Genomic DNA, 14,959 nt, shown 5'->3' on the forward strand with positions numbered 1-14,959 from the left:
GATTTTTATTTGTACGATGATAATTGAGGCAGGAAATATCAATGGCATATCGACTCAAAACCCGGCTTACCCCCACCACAGTGGCCTTATCACTGGCATTTTCACTGGCAGCACCACCTCTGTTTGCTGAATCCAAACCTGCGACCACAGCCCCAAACGGCAAGACTGATTTAGGCAAAATTCGGGTTACAGATAGCAGTCATAAAGATGAAACCGGTTATGATGCGGTCTATGACAAAGATATTTCCAATATCTATATCGGCAAAAAGCAGATCGAGCGCTACAAAGGTGCATCTCCTGCTGACGTCATTAAAGGTGCCGCAGGTGTATACAGCGGTGATGCCCGCAATAGTGGTGCCTTAGATATTAATATCCGTGGTATTCAGGGGCAGGGACGTGTTCCCGTCACTATTGATGGAACGGAACAGGCCATTACCGTTGGGCGTGGTTACAACGGTGCTAATAACCGCAACTATATTGACCCAAACTTAATCAGCAGTATTGAAATCGAAAAAGGCCCCTCCCTGAATCGTAAAGTCAAAGGATCTATCGGGGGCGCAGTCGCTATCAAAACACTAAATATTGATGATGTGGTGCCGGAAGGAGAAACGTTTGGCATCAATACCAAACTGGAAACCAGTAGTAATTCAGTCAGAGAGCGTATCCCTTCTTTGTCACTGGGGCAGGATTACCGCGATATTCCTGACTTTACCTACAAAGATGCTGAAACTGATCCTGCCTTGAAAATCACGCCACATTCATCAAAAGACAATAAACTGTTTGGTTTCAAAGACAATGCATTCCGTATCGCCGTGGGCACAAGGCAGCAATATTTTGATTTGATGCTGGCTTATGCTTATCGCCGTCAGGGTAACTATTTTGCCGGTAAAGGTGGAGCCCATCGTTATGATGAAGCCGTTACAGAAGCCGATAAAAAACTGATGACTGAACCACAAACAAGTTTAGACCCTTATTTGCCCTTTGCTGCCCGCATCTACCGCCCCGGTAATGAAGTTCCTAATACTTCCAGTGAGATGCAATCTGTGTTAATCAAAAACACCTGGCACTTCACCGATGATCAAGCACTACAACTTGGTTTTCGCAATACTCGCATGGATTTTGGCGATATTATGCCTTCAAGACTGGCAATGGTACTTGCTGAAGATAATGTGGTTCCTCAATGGCCGCTGGCTAATGTCCGTCAACAAGCAGCCAACCTGACTTATAAATGGCACCCTGCTGAAAATCCCTATATCGATTTCGATATAAACTTGTGGACAACCCGCACGACAGGGAATACCAATACCGCGGGTGGATATCCCCGTAGTCCGGTTAGCCGGGATTATAAATGGGAAAACGAGCGCGACAAAAAGACCCCCGATATTGATGGCACATTGATAAATACAGCCGTCACCAATTCCCAAAATAATCGCTGGGGCGTGGATATTTCTAATAAATTTGAGCTGACCCGCAATCTGGACTTGACCCTGATAGGAAATTTCCAACGCGAACATCTGGATTCCAACGATGAGTATAATCCCCAAAATATGTACTTTTTCCAGTCACCGGCAAGGAAAGGGCAACGTCAAGAAATCAATCTCGCTTTTAACTTTGATTGGCGCCCTGCTTCATGGCTGGCATTAAGCGCGGGTGCTAAACGTGTTTCCTATTGGTCCAAAGATGATTTTCTCAATGAACGTCGTGCCGCGAGAGATGGACGTTATAAAAAAGTGGGTGATTCCATCGGGCATGAGATGAGTTATTGGCGAACACTAACAGCAGAAGAATCGGAATATTTTAAGAAAAAGCAGAATAACGATTATTATTCCAAACTTAACAGAAAAGAAAAAAAAGAGTTACGTAATAAAGTAAAAAAAATTAAATCCAAAATTGATCGCCATGAGCAGATGCGTTGGATGGTTCAAGAAGAATTCACTTGGGAATATGATTCCAGTAATGGTCAGCTCAAAAAGAACCAAAACCCCTATTTCAACGGTCAGCTTGATATGAATGAGAGAATCATCGATCCAATAACTGGCAAAGAAGTTTATAAATATGAATACGGCATGGTAGTCGATGCAAATAGTGTATCTGGCTCTGATCCTACCAATCCCTGGGAACCAGCCCCAAAACGTAAGGATCACGCATGGGCACCAACATTTTCTGCTACGGCCTATATCACCGACAATCTCCGAATCTATACCCGTTATGCTGAAGCAGTAAGAATGCCGAGTATTTTTGAAGATACTGTCGGCTTTTCAGGCTTTAAAGCAAATTACACAGGCCTAAACTTCAAACCAGAACGAGCCAAAACCACAGAAGTGGGCTTCGTCTATGATTTCAGCCAATTGGTTAATGCTGAACGCAATGCCGATATCAAACTCTCCTATTACAATACTGTTATTGAAAATGTGTTCGACCGGGATAATACCTATCGTTTCTCCCAACTGGATAAACAAAAACTGGCTGGTCTGGAGTTACAGGCGCGTTACGACAACGGTAGTGTTTTTACCGATATTGGCTTGGTCTACAATATGAAAAACAAGGTGTGTGACAATAACTCAGTCGCAAGAATCGACTCCCAGAATCGTTATGGTATCCCTGAGTGTATTGACGGTGGTTTTCCAGGAGGTTATCTGCGTACTTCCATTCAACCGAAATATTCAGCTAATCTGAATATCGGCGGACGTCTGTTTGATGAAAAACTGGAGCTAGGCAGCCGGATGCTCTATCACAGCGGAGCGGAAAACAAAGATGAAAAATGGCTGATGAATATCTTGCCAGATGTTTACAAAGGGCAGTCCAACAATCCAATGCGCTGGAATCCGGTATTCACTGTCGATGCTTATGTTAGCTATCAGATCACCCCTACCCTATCAATGGAGCTGACTGGTACTAACTTAACCAACCGCTATTATCTTGATCCGCTGACGCGCTCAATGATACCGGCACCGGGCAGAACCTTTAAACTCAGTCTTACCAGCCAGTTTTAGAGGATAATATGATCAACACAGCGATATCAGACAACCCTGTTAACTATGTTCCATTGACACTCAATAAACGCTTTCTGGTTGGTATCCTGATTGCTGTTTTAGTGCATACCAGTCTGATATGGCTGTTAAACCGACATACAGATTCTTACGATGAGAGTGCTCAACATCTCAACCAAAATTCGCCTGAAAAAGAGTTTTCGATCACTATGGTAGCGGTTTCATCGTGGAAGGAGGAACCGGAGTTTGTTGAATTATCTCAGCTATTGCCAACTGTTCCTGAATCACCAACAACACCAGCAATTACACTGGATAAAAAAGTTCAAACAGAAAAAAAGATCGAGAAACCTGTCGAGCCAGTTAACATTCAAAAGCCGAAAAAGCAGCGGAAAGAAAAACCAAAAGAAAAACCGAAAGAAAATGGAGAAAAACAATCCGTTCAACCCGCTCAGAAACAGCACCTAAAAGAGCTGGAAACCAATGGCCTTGAGCAGATCAATTCACAAGGCGGCATGAGCAGAGCAACAACTTCACAACCAGTGATGGGTCAAGGTCATAGTGAATCAGATAATTACCGCACAAAACTCAGACAGGAAATTGAACGTCATAAACGTTATCCCCGCAAAGCAAGACGAATGAGACAGGAAGGCACGGTGACCGTCAATTTTACACTGCAAAATGATGGTTCCATCACCGCAGCCAGAGTCGTTCAATCCTCCGGTTACAGTGCAATGGATAATGAGGCATTAAAAGCACTCAGTCTTGCTAAATCTATTGGCCCGAAACCTGCAAATCTGGCGGCAGATATCACACTGAAAATTAGCTTTGAGTTGGATTGACAAATCATTTTTTAGCTTGAAGTCAGTTGCCCTGGATATTCCGGTTCTTTTCATCACTTCTTGCATGAACCCGCAATTTTTACTGAAAGATTTTTCCCGGAATTTATGCTGTATTGCGGGGATAACTAAATCTCCAAAAACTGTGCTCCAAAAAACTAAAATCGGAGCACAATGGATTAGAATCTTTTCCCTCAGTGAATAAAATTTTTCAAATCAGCCGATATCATTTGAAATAGCTTTATGTTTTTGGGACTTTCAGAATATTACTTCCCAATACAAAAACTTGAGAAAATCCGGCCAAGCAGATCATCAGAAGTAAATTCTCCCGTGATTTCACTCAATGCTTGTTGTGCTAAACGCAGTTCTTCCGCCAACAACTCTCCTGAACGGGCAAATACTAATTGTTGATGACCTTCCTGCAAATGTTCTGCTGCGGTATTCAGGGCCTGTAAGTGACGACGACGGGCAAGAAAACCGCCTTCGGTATTACTGTTGAAGCCCATGGTTTCTTTTAGATGATCACGCAGCAAATTAATGCCATCACCTTCACGGGCAGAAAGGCGGATCAATGAATGACCATTTACCTCTGATACACCGGTTTCTTCTCCGGTCATATCTGTTTTATTACGAATAACCGTAATAGGCAAAGATGCAGGCAGACTTGCCATAAATTCCGGCCAGATTTGTGCAGGCTCGGTAGCATTGGTTGTCGTACTGTCCACCATAAACAGTACTCTGTCAGCTTGTTCGATTTCTTGCCATGCGCGTTCGATACCAATGCGCTCTACTTCATCACTGGCTTCACGCAAACCTGCGGTATCAATCACATGCAACGGCATGCCATCAATATGAATATGCTCGCGTAAAACATCACGTGTTGTCCCCGCAATATCGGTGACAATCGCAGCTTCACGGCCAGCCAACGCATTCAGCAAACTGGATTTACCTGCATTTGGACGACCGGCGATCACCACGTTCATCCCTTCACGCAAAAGACTGCCTTGACGTGCTTGTGAACGAACTTGCTCAAGTTCTGCAATCACTTCATCCAACTTGGCCTCTATCTTGCCATCGGAAAGAAAATCAATTTCTTCATCAGGAAAATCAATCGCCGCTTCAACATAGATACGCAGGTCAGTCAGCGCTTCCACCATTTGATGAACCTGTTTGGAGAATGTTCCTTGCAAAGAGTTCATTGCAGAACGGGCAGCCTGTTCTGAGCTGGCATCAATCAGATCCGCAATTGCCTCAGCCTGAGCTAAATCAAGTTTATCATTCAGAAATGCGCGCTCAGAAAACTCTCCCGGATTTGCGATGCGTACACCGGAAATTGCCAGAATACGTTTCAACAGTAAATCAAGAATAACCGGCCCGCCATGCCCTTGGAGCTCCAGCACATCTTCACCGGTAAATGAGTTAGGGCCAGGAAAATAAAGGGCAATACCTTGATCTAATACAGAACCATCCAGATCACAAAACGGCAGGTAGTCGGCATAACGGGGTTTCGGGAGTTTTCCCAATACCACCTCAGCAACTTCCGCAGCTTTGGGGCCAGAAATACGCAGAATGCCTACACCGCCTCGTCCCGGAGGAGTGGCCTGAGCGACTATCGTATCGGTGGTATTCATGAAATTCTCTCTTTTACCCATTTTCTGAAATAGCAAAGGCGGCCAATGACCGCCCTCTATTATATTTTTTAAAAAATCTATTTTTAAAAGACTTATTTTTTAGAAAGGTCTACTTTCTTTTCGCGAGTATGTAACCCACGTTTTTCCAGACTGCGGAAAATAACCTGCTGTTGGATAATAGTAACCAGGTTACTGACGATATAATACAGCACCAGACCAGACGGGAACCACAGGAAGAAGATAGTAAACACGACTGGCATATAAGTCATGATCTTCTGCTGCATTGGGTCAGTGACGGTAGTTGGTGACAGTTTCTGGATCACAAACATAGTCACACCCATCAGCAATGGCAGGATGTAATACGGGTCTTGGGCAGACAAGTCCTTAATCCAGCCCATAAATGGTGCATGACGCAGTTCAACAGATCCCATCAGCATGTAATACAATGCAAGGAAGATTGGCATCTGAATCAACAGAGGCAAACAGCCACCCAATGGGTTTACTTTCTCTGTCTTGTACAACGCCATCATTTCCTGACTCATGCGCTGACGATCATCACCGTAACGCTCACGCATCGCAGTAATTTTAGGCTGCAACAGACGCATTTTCGCCATAGAGGTATATTGCGCCTTAGTCAGCGGGTACATGATACCACGCACGATAAAGGTAATCGCAATAATGGAAAAGCCCCAGTTACCGATGAACTCATGCAGGAATTTCAATAGCTTGAACAAAGGTTGGGAAATAAACCACAACCAACCGTAATCAACAGTCAGATCCAGATGTGGAGCAACCGCTGCCATTTTGTCCTGAATTTCAGGGCCAACCCACAAGGTAGAAGAAACGGACTGTTTACTGTGAGGAGCGACATCAACAGAAGCACCTTGATACCAGATTTCCGCTAATTTTTTATCCTGATGTCGAGTGTAGAAAGTGCTGGTTTCGTTTTGATTCGGGATCCAAGCTGTAGCAAAGTATTGCTGCAACATCGCTATCCAGCCACCTTTTGTAGATAAAGATAAATCCTTATCTTCAATATCACTAAAGCTGTATTTTTTGTACTTTTCATCATCTGATGAATAAGCAGCACCACGATAAGTGTGCAGAGCAAAGTTGTTGCTACCTGTATCACGATGCGTTGGTAATTCAACGCTCTGTTTCAGCTTACCAAAAAACGCAACTTCTAATGGCTTGTCAGTCACGTTATCGATGCTGTAATCAACTGAAACCGCGTAATCGCCACGTTTCAGAACAAATGTTTTAACGTAAACTACACCATCCGGCGCAGTGTAAGTCATCGGAATACGCAACTCATTCTGATCATCAGCCAGAACATAATTCGTTTGTGTTGTGCTATATAAAGGACGTTCTTTATAACGTTTTGCGTTATCAGGACCATCTTGACCCACTAATCCACTTTGAGCCTGATAAGTAAATTCAGGGGTTGATTCAAGCAGTTTGAATGGTGTTTTGGAACCCATAGTATCAGGATAGGCCAGCAGGTCAGCCTCTTCAATATCACCACCACGGGTATTGATGTGCAACGTAAGCACATCCGTTTTCACGGTGATCAGTTTGCCTTGCCCATTGCCTGCTTCGCTACCCAGCGTACTTGTTTGGTGCGAGATCTGTACTGTTGGTTGTGGGTTCTTATCATTCTCCCACGCCTGCCAGACCAAGAACGAAACAAACAGCAAAGCGATGAGAAGGAGATTGCGTTGCGAATCCATCGTTAATGTTCTCTGTTATCTTCGTTTTTTCTAGGTGGGACAGGATCATCACCACCTTCGTGTAAAGGGTGGCATTTTAATACGCGTTTCACCGTTAACCAACTGCCTTTTATCATTCCAAACCTGCGTAATGCCTCAATACCATATTGGGAACAAGTAGGGTTGAAACGACAACGAGGCCCCAGTAGTGGACTAATCACTAACTGATAACCTCTGATTAAAATAATCAAGAGGCGCGAGCCAAGCGACAGTGACGACGCCATAATTTGCCTAACGTTTCCGTTAGCTCACGATTATCAAGCTCAGCGACCCCTTTCCTCACCAAAATGACAAAATCCATGGAAGGCAATTTATGTTGGTTTAAACGAAAACTTTCACGAGCCAATCGCTTAATACGATTACGCTCATGGGCGCGTTTAACATTTTTTTTGGCGACGGTTAGACCGATGCGGGGATGCCCCAGCTCATTAAGGCGTCCAAGGATGGTGATCTCTGCGGAACTTGCCCGTTGTGGCTGCTGGAAAACATAAGTGAAATGCTCGGGAGTTAACAAACGTAACTCCCTCGGAAAAGCGAGCTTAACCACTTGGAATGGTTAGCTTTATTACTTAGAAACAGTCAGACGAGCACGGCCTTTCGCACGACGGCGAGCCAGAACCTGACGACCATTTTTAGTGGCCATACGAGCGCGGAAGCCGTGAGTACGGTTACGCTTCAGTACGGATGGTTGAAAAGTGCGTTTCATAGCGATTTCTACCTAACTTAAAATTTGTAACTGATTCAGCAAATGCGTTGGCGACCAGTGAGAAATAAGTAGACACCGATGCCTCAATCGCAACATCAATATATAGAAAGAGGCAGGATTGTAATAAAATGTACTACCCTTAGTCAATCCAAGATGACGCGAGCCTGACCGCGCTTCAATCGGTGTCAGACTTGTTGCTACCTAATATTTTGCTATTTAAAGTGTTAACCCTGACTTCCACCAGCCACAGCCGGAAAAAAATCGTTCGGCATTACACACAGGGTGCAAGATTATACGGACTGTTTAACAAAGCGCAAGGATGCAACACAGATCCTGACATTTGGTTGGTAATTATACTGCTGTTTTCCCTTTGAATTTTAAACGATAACTAAATGGGATTTGCTATATACCATGATTACACTACAGTATCTTCTATGGGCTTTATATTCTACGAGTACCAACGCGTGGTGATCTCCCTGTGGATAAAAAGCGTCAAAGCTGTGTAAAAGAATGAGGATTTATATCGTCTTTTGCGTTATGATCATTGGTCACGATTCCGATCTCGCTGTACGGATCGTTGGGAGAGCGATGAAAGTAAAAGTCGCCACAAGGTACTGCGAGCTTTCTCATCGGTAGATGTTCTTATCGGTAATATTCTTATCGGTCAAAACGTTCTCATCGGTAAATAGTAATGTCTTGTGCCCAGTATAACGTATCTATTTATTCCAGTTTCTTTTATTGGTCTTGTTTTAGGGGAGTTTGCCGTGTCACTTTCGCTTTGGCAGCAATGTCTTGCCCGTTTGCAGGATGAGTTACCTGCCACAGAATTCAGTATGTGGATACGACCCCTTCAGGCAGAACTAAGTAATAACACTTTGGCTCTTTATGCGCCTAATCGCTTTGTATTGGATTGGGTTAGAGAGAAATATATAAATAATATCAATTTGTTATTAAATGATTTCTGTGGTCCTGAAGTACCATTACTGCGTTTTGAAGTAGGTAATAAGCCTGTTTCACCGAGCCAGTCTACGTCTCAGAAAATCATTGCTGATATGCCGGTGGCTACTGCTCCATCCAGTTTATCTGTACGTCCGAGCTGGGATAATGCAAAAGCGCAGCCGGAGTTATCCTATCGTTCAAACGTAAATCCGAAACATACATTTGATAACTTTGTTGAAGGTAAATCCAACCAACTCGCCAGGGCAGCAGCCAGACAAGTTGCCGATAATCCGGGAGGAGCATATAACCCGCTATTCCTTTATGGAGGCACGGGATTGGGTAAAACCCACCTTTTACATGCTGTCGGCAACAGCATCATGGCACGTAAAGCCAATGCCAAAGTGGTATACATGCATTCTGAACGTTTTGTACAGGACATGGTTAAAGCGTTGCAGAACAATGCGATAGAAGAGTTTAAGCGTTATTATCGTTCAGTAGATGCCCTGCTTATTGATGACATTCAATTTTTCGCTAATAAAGAGCGATCACAAGAAGAATTCTTTCACACGTTCAATGCTCTGTTGGAAGGTAATCAACAGATTATTCTGACATCAGATCGCTATCCAAAAGAGATTAATGGCGTTGAAGATCGGTTAAAATCCCGTTTTGGCTGGGGATTAACTGTTGCTATTGAACCACCGGAGCTGGAAACCCGAGTTGCCATTCTGATGAAAAAAGCAGATGAAAACCAGATTCAGTTACCGGGGGAAGTGGCCTTCTTTATAGCTAAACGCCTGCGATCCAACGTCCGTGAACTCGAAGGCGCTTTGAACAGAGTCATCGCCAACGCCAATTTCACTGGCCGGGCGATTACTATTGATTTTGTACGCGAAGCATTACGTGACTTATTGGCTCTACAGGAAAAACTGGTAACTATTGATAATATTCAGAAAACAGTCGCTGAATATTACAAAATCAAAGTTGCTGATCTGCTTTCCAAGCGCCGCTCACGCTCTGTTGCCCGTCCAAGACAGATGGCAATGGCGCTGGCAAAAGAGCTGACAAATCACAGCTTGCCTGAAATCGGGGATGCCTTTGGTGGTCGTGACCATACAACCGTATTGCACGCATGTCGTAAAATAGAACAATTGCGTGAAGAAAGTCATGACATCAAAGAAGATTTTTCTAACTTAATCAGAACATTATCTTCCTAGCGCTATGAAATTTATCATTGAACGTGAGCAATTATTAAAACCCTTGCAGCAGGTCAGCAGCCCTTTAGGTGGCCGCCCTACTCTGCCTATTTTAGGCAATTTATTGTTGCAGGTGACAACCGGCTCCCTGTCACTGACAGGTACAGATTTAGAAATGGAAATGAAGGCTCGTGTAGCACTCACTCAGCCACATGAAGAGGGAGCAACCACCATTCCCGCGCGTAAGTTCTTTGATATCTGGCGCGGATTGCCTGACGGAGCGGAAATCAGCGTTGAGCTGGATGGTGACCGTATTCTGGTTCGCTCCGGACGCAGTCGTTTTTCACTCTCTACCCTACCTGCATCCGATTTCCCCAATCTGGATGACTGGCAAAGCGAAGTTGAATTCTCACTACCACAAGCAACATTAAAACGTCTGATTGAGTCTACTCAATTCTCAATGGCACATCAGGATGTCCGCTATTATTTGAACGGTATGCTATTCGAAACTGAAGGGGAAGAACTGCGTACTGTTGCTACAGATGGCCACCGTCTGGCGGTCTGTTCAATGAATATCGGCCAGAGTTTACCTTCACACTCAGTGATTGTCCCTCGTAAGGGTGTCATTGAATTAATGCGATTACTGGATGGTGGAGATAACCCACTCCAATTGCAGATTGGCAGCAACAATATTCGCGCCCACGTTGGTGACTTTATATTTACTTCAAAACTGGTTGATGGGCGTTTCCCTGATTATCGTCGTGTCCTGCCCAAGAATCCTGATAAAACGCTGGAAGCAAATTGTGACATGCTTAAGCAGGCATTTTCACGAGCTGCGATTTTATCCAACGAAAAATTCCGTGGTGTTCGCATTTACCTAAGCGAAAACCAGCTTCGAATTACCGCAAATAACCCGGAACAAGAAGAAGCAGAAGAGATCGTCGACGTCAATTATCACGGCGCGGAAATGGAAATTGGCTTCAATGTCAGTTATGTATTGGATGTCCTCAACGCATTAAAATGCGAGCAAGTCAGTTTACTGCTGACGGACGCCACATCCAGTGTAAAAATAGAGAATTCAGCCAGTCAGGCAGCGACTTATGTCGTGATGCCGATGCGTCTGTAAAGAATACGTCTGTAACAAGTATTAATTCATAACTCATGATTCTCTCGCGTCTGTTGATCCGCGATTTTCGTAATATCGCAAATGCCGATTTGCCGTTGGCAACGGGATTTAATTTTCTTGTTGGGCCAAATGGCAGCGGCAAAACGAGTGTATTGGAATCCATTTACACCTTGGGCCATGGACGCGCTTTTCGCAGTGTTCAGGCGGGAAGAGTGATCCGTCAGGATTGTGAGGAGTTCATTCTTCATGGGAGGCTGGAGCAACAATCCCATGAACGAACGCTATCGGTTGGATTAAGCAAAAACCGTCAGGGTGACAGCAAAGTCAGAATTGATGGCAGTGATGGGCACAAAATTGCCGAGCTGGCAAAAATGTTGCCGATGCAACTTATCACACCAGAAGGTTTTACGCTGTTGAATGGTGGCCCGAAATACCGCCGTGCTTTTATTGATTGGGGTTGTTTTCATAATGAACCGCGTTTTTTTACTGGTTGGGTCAACCTGAAAAGGCTGCTCAAACAACGAAATGCGGCATTACGACAGGTAACCCGTTATAACCAGATCCAGCACTGGGATCACGAGCTTGCACCGCTTGCGACCCAGATAAGCCAATGGCGTGCAGAATATATTGCAGGTATTGCCGGAGATATTGAAAAAACCTGCAAACAATTTTTACCTGAATTCACTCTCAATATCTCTTTCCAACAAGGTTGGGATAAAGAAAGTGAATATGCAGAACTGCTCGCGCGTCAGTTTGAGCGCGACAAAGCATTAACCTATACCGCATCCGGTCCCCACAAAGCCGATCTGCGGATCAGGGCAGACGGCATATCTGTAGAAGATATGCTCTCACGTGGTCAGCTTAAGTTACTGATGTGTGCCCTGAGGTTAGCACAGGGTGAATATTTCACCCGACAGAGCGGGCAAAAATGCCTGTATCTGCTTGATGATTTTGCCTCTGAGTTGGATGCCGGTCGTCGTAATTTATTAGCCGAGCGTCTGAAATCTACGCAGGCCCAGGTGTTTGTCAGTGCAATAACGCCTGAGCAAGTTGCAGACATGATTGATGTAAATAGCAGGATGTTTCGCGTAGAACATGGCAAAATATGCCCAATGGATTTCGAGGTGCAGCCAACAAAGCGGCAATTCGAAAGACGAAGGGTATAGAGGTTCAACCACAGGATTAAGATAAGCGAGAAACGTTGATGTCGAATACATATGACTCCTCAAGTATCAAGGTATTAAAAGGGCTGGATGCTGTTCGTAAACGTCCAGGCATGTATATCGGTGATACCGATGATGGTACTGGCCTGCACCACATGGTCTTCGAGGTTGTTGACAACGCTATCGACGAAGCCCTCGCAGGCCATTGTGACAAAATAATTGTCACAATCCATGCAGATAACTCAGTTTCTGTACAGGATGATGGCCGCGGTATTCCTACCGACATACACGAAGAAGAAGGTGTTTCAGCAGCGGAAGTCATCATGACCGTGCTGCATGCGGGGGGTAAATTCGATGACAACTCCTATAAGGTTTCCGGCGGCCTGCATGGCGTAGGGGTTTCTGTTGTTAACGCCTTATCTGAAAAACTGGAACTGACTATCCGTCGTGACGGTAAAGTACATGAACAGACCTACCATCATGGAGTTCCGCAAGCACCACTGAAAGTCGTTGGTGATACAGAACAAACAGGAACAACTGTGCGTTTCTGGCCAAGTATGGATACGTTCAAAATTAACACCGATTTCGAATTTGATATTTTGGCAAAACGTCTGCGTGAATTATCATTCCTGAACTCCGGCGTTTCCATCCGTTTAGTTGACAAGCGCACCAATACAGAAGATCTCTTCCATTATGAAGGGGGTATTAAGGCATTTGTTGAATTCCTGAGCCGCAATAAAAACCCGATCCATCCGAATGTTTTCTATTTCTCCACTGAAAAAGACGGTATTGGTGTTGAAATTTCCATGCAATGGAATGATGGCTTCCAGGAAAACATATATTGCTTTACCAACAACATACCTCAGCGCGATGGGGGAACCCACTTAGTGGGCTTCCGTACAGCGATGACCCGTACTCTCAATAGCTATATGGATAAAGAGGGGTACAACAAAAAATCCAAAGTCAGTGCTACCGGTGATGATGCCCGTGAAGGTCTGATCGCGGTTATTTCGGTTAAAGTTCCAGATCCGAAATTCTCTTCACAAACGAAAGACAAACTGGTTTCTTCTGAAGTGAAAACTGCGGTTGAAACGATGATGAACGAGAAGCTGGTGGAATACCTGCTGGAAAACCCTAACGATGCCAAAACCGTTGTTGGCAAAATTATTGACGCAGCACGTGCCCGTGAAGCTGCCCGTAAAGCGCGTGAGATGACCCGCCGCAAAGGCGCATTAGATCTGGCAGGTCTGCCGGGCAAACTGGCTGATTGTCAGGAGCGTGATCCTGCACTGTCCGAACTCTATCTGGTGGAGGGTGACTCTGCGGGCGGTTCAGCCAAACAGGGGCGCAACCGTAAAAATCAGGCTATCCTGCCACTGAAAGGTAAAATACTGAACGTTGAAAAAGCGCGTTTTGACAAAATGCTCTCTTCACAGGAAGTGGCAACCCTGATTACCGCATTGGGTTGTGGTATTGGCCGTGATGAATACAATCCGGATAAACTGCGTTATCACAGCATTATCATCATGACCGACGCCGACGTTGACGGTTCCCATATTCGTACTCTGTTGCTGACATTTTTCTATCGTCAGATGCCGGAAATCATTGAGCGTGGTTATGTCTATATTGCTCAGCCACCCCTGTACAAAGTGAAAAAAGGCAAACAGGAGCAATACATCAAGGACGACGATGCAATGGAAGCCTACCAAATGTCCATTGCACTGGATGGTGCATCACTTTACACCAATCCACACGCTCCGGCTCTAAAAGGCGAAGCACTGGAAAAACTGGTAACTGAATTCAATACTACACAAAAAATAATCAAACGCATGGAACGCTTGTACCCGTTGGCGCTACTGAATAACTTAATCTACCATCCGGTATTAACGGAAGATGCCATAACCGATCAGACCAAAGTGGAAGAATGGGTAAGTGCACTGACCATCCGTCTGAATGACAAAGAGCAACATGGCAGCACTTACAGCTACCAAATCCATGAAAATCGCGAGCGTCAGGTTTATGAGCCGGTTCTGTGCATCCGCACACACGGTGTTGATACTAACTACAATCTGGATTTCGATTTTATTCACGGAGGCGAATACCGTCGCATCAGCAAACTGGGTGAATTGATCGGTAATCTGATTGAAGAAGGTGCTTATATTGAGCGTGGCGAACGCCGTCTGGCAGTAAGTAGCTTTGAGCAAGCACTGGAATGGCTGAGCAAAGAGTCACGCCGTGGTCTTTCTATCCAACGTTATAAAGGTCTGGGGGAAATGAACCCTGATCAGTTGTGGGAAACTACAATGAACCCAGAAACTCGCCGTATGATGCGTGTCACTGTGAAAGATGCCATTGCGACAGATCAACTGTTCACCACCCTGATGGGTGACGCCGTTGAACCTCGTCGTGCATTTATTGAAGAGAACGCACTGAAAGCTGCGAATATTGATATCTGATATTCCTACTCCTGCCCCGGATAATTAAAATGTTATCCGGGGAAAAGACGGTTCAAAATTTATCTATAAAATATTCATTGGTTACTTGGAAAACCATCTAAAATTGCCTTATATTACTTCTCAAATTAATTGAAAAATCCTTTATTTATT

Annotated in this window: 11 protein-coding genes; 6 read left to right on the top strand and 5 right to left on the bottom strand. The window is 44.6% G+C overall.

Translation table 11 applies throughout. From position 1 onward, the window contains the following. The first annotated feature begins 41 nt into the window (after positions 1–41). The gene (locus tag AAC147_RS03365; RefSeq protein WP_047678984.1) at positions 42–2,993 is read left to right on the top strand and encodes a TonB-dependent receptor domain-containing protein; all 2,952 of its coding nucleotides are present in this window, start codon (positions 42–44) and stop codon (positions 2,991–2,993) included. Between the two features lie 8 nt (positions 2,994–3,001). Further along, complete coding sequence (locus AAC147_RS03370; protein ID WP_047678986.1) at positions 3,002–3,829, top strand: energy transducer TonB; 828 nt, start codon at positions 3,002–3,004, stop codon at positions 3,827–3,829. A 263-nt stretch (positions 3,830–4,092) separates the two neighbouring features. Here AAC147_RS03370 and mnmE read toward each other — a convergent pair whose 3' ends face one another. The 5 genes from mnmE to rpmH all read right to left on the bottom strand — a co-directional run bounded on the left by mnmE (position 4,093) and on the right by rpmH (position 7,932). Then, complete coding sequence (mnmE, locus tag AAC147_RS03375; protein ID WP_047678988.1) at positions 4,093–5,457, bottom strand: tRNA uridine-5-carboxymethylaminomethyl(34) synthesis GTPase MnmE; 1,365 nt, start codon at positions 5,455–5,457, stop codon at positions 4,093–4,095. Between the two features lie 92 nt (positions 5,458–5,549). Beyond that, on the bottom strand, positions 5,550–7,187 hold the full coding sequence (yidC, locus tag AAC147_RS03380) for a membrane protein insertase YidC (protein ID WP_047678990.1): 1,638 nt from the start codon (positions 7,185–7,187) through the stop codon (positions 5,550–5,552). Positions 7,188–7,189: 2 nt separating this feature from the next. Then, entirely contained in the window at positions 7,190–7,450 is a 261-nt protein-coding gene (gene yidD / locus AAC147_RS03385; RefSeq protein WP_047678992.1) for a membrane protein insertion efficiency factor YidD, read from the bottom strand. After that, a complete protein-coding gene (rnpA, locus tag AAC147_RS03390; RefSeq protein WP_038267113.1) occupies positions 7,414–7,773 on the bottom strand; it encodes a ribonuclease P protein component in 360 nt (119 codons plus the stop codon). Before rnpA ends, yidD begins: the two co-directional genes overlap by 37 nt. 18 nt (positions 7,774–7,791) lie before the next feature. After that, positions 7,792–7,932 (bottom strand): 50S ribosomal protein L34, encoded by a 141-nt coding sequence (gene rpmH, locus AAC147_RS03395; protein WP_038267117.1) that lies wholly within the window; start codon positions 7,930–7,932, stop codon positions 7,792–7,794. Between the two features lie 764 nt (positions 7,933–8,696). On the opposite strand from rpmH, the gene dnaA reads away from it, so the two are divergent. From dnaA to gyrB, 4 genes are read left to right on the top strand one after another with little or no spacing between them, the layout of a single operon-like run. Further along, on the top strand, positions 8,697–10,085 hold the full coding sequence (dnaA, locus tag AAC147_RS03400; protein ID WP_047678994.1) for a chromosomal replication initiator protein DnaA: 1,389 nt from the start codon (positions 8,697–8,699) through the stop codon (positions 10,083–10,085). Positions 10,086–10,089: 4 nt separating this feature from the next. Then, a complete protein-coding gene (dnaN, locus tag AAC147_RS03405; RefSeq protein ID WP_047678996.1) occupies positions 10,090–11,190 on the top strand; it encodes a DNA polymerase III subunit beta in 1,101 nt (366 codons plus the stop codon). 35 nt (positions 11,191–11,225) lie between these two features. After that, entirely contained in the window at positions 11,226–12,356 is a 1,131-nt protein-coding gene (gene recF, locus AAC147_RS03410; RefSeq protein ID WP_047678998.1) for a DNA replication/repair protein RecF, read from the top strand. 38 nt (positions 12,357–12,394) lie between these two features. Then, positions 12,395–14,809, top strand: a complete 2,415-nt coding sequence (gyrB, locus tag AAC147_RS03415) for a DNA topoisomerase (ATP-hydrolyzing) subunit B (protein ID WP_047679000.1) — start codon at positions 12,395–12,397, stop codon at positions 14,807–14,809. Positions 14,810–14,959: the final 150 nt, after the last annotated feature.

It is taken from the genome of Xenorhabdus sp. NBAII XenSa04 (assembly GCF_963866145.1).
In the GTDB taxonomy this organism is placed as follows: domain Bacteria; phylum Pseudomonadota; class Gammaproteobacteria; order Enterobacterales; family Enterobacteriaceae; genus Xenorhabdus; species Xenorhabdus indica.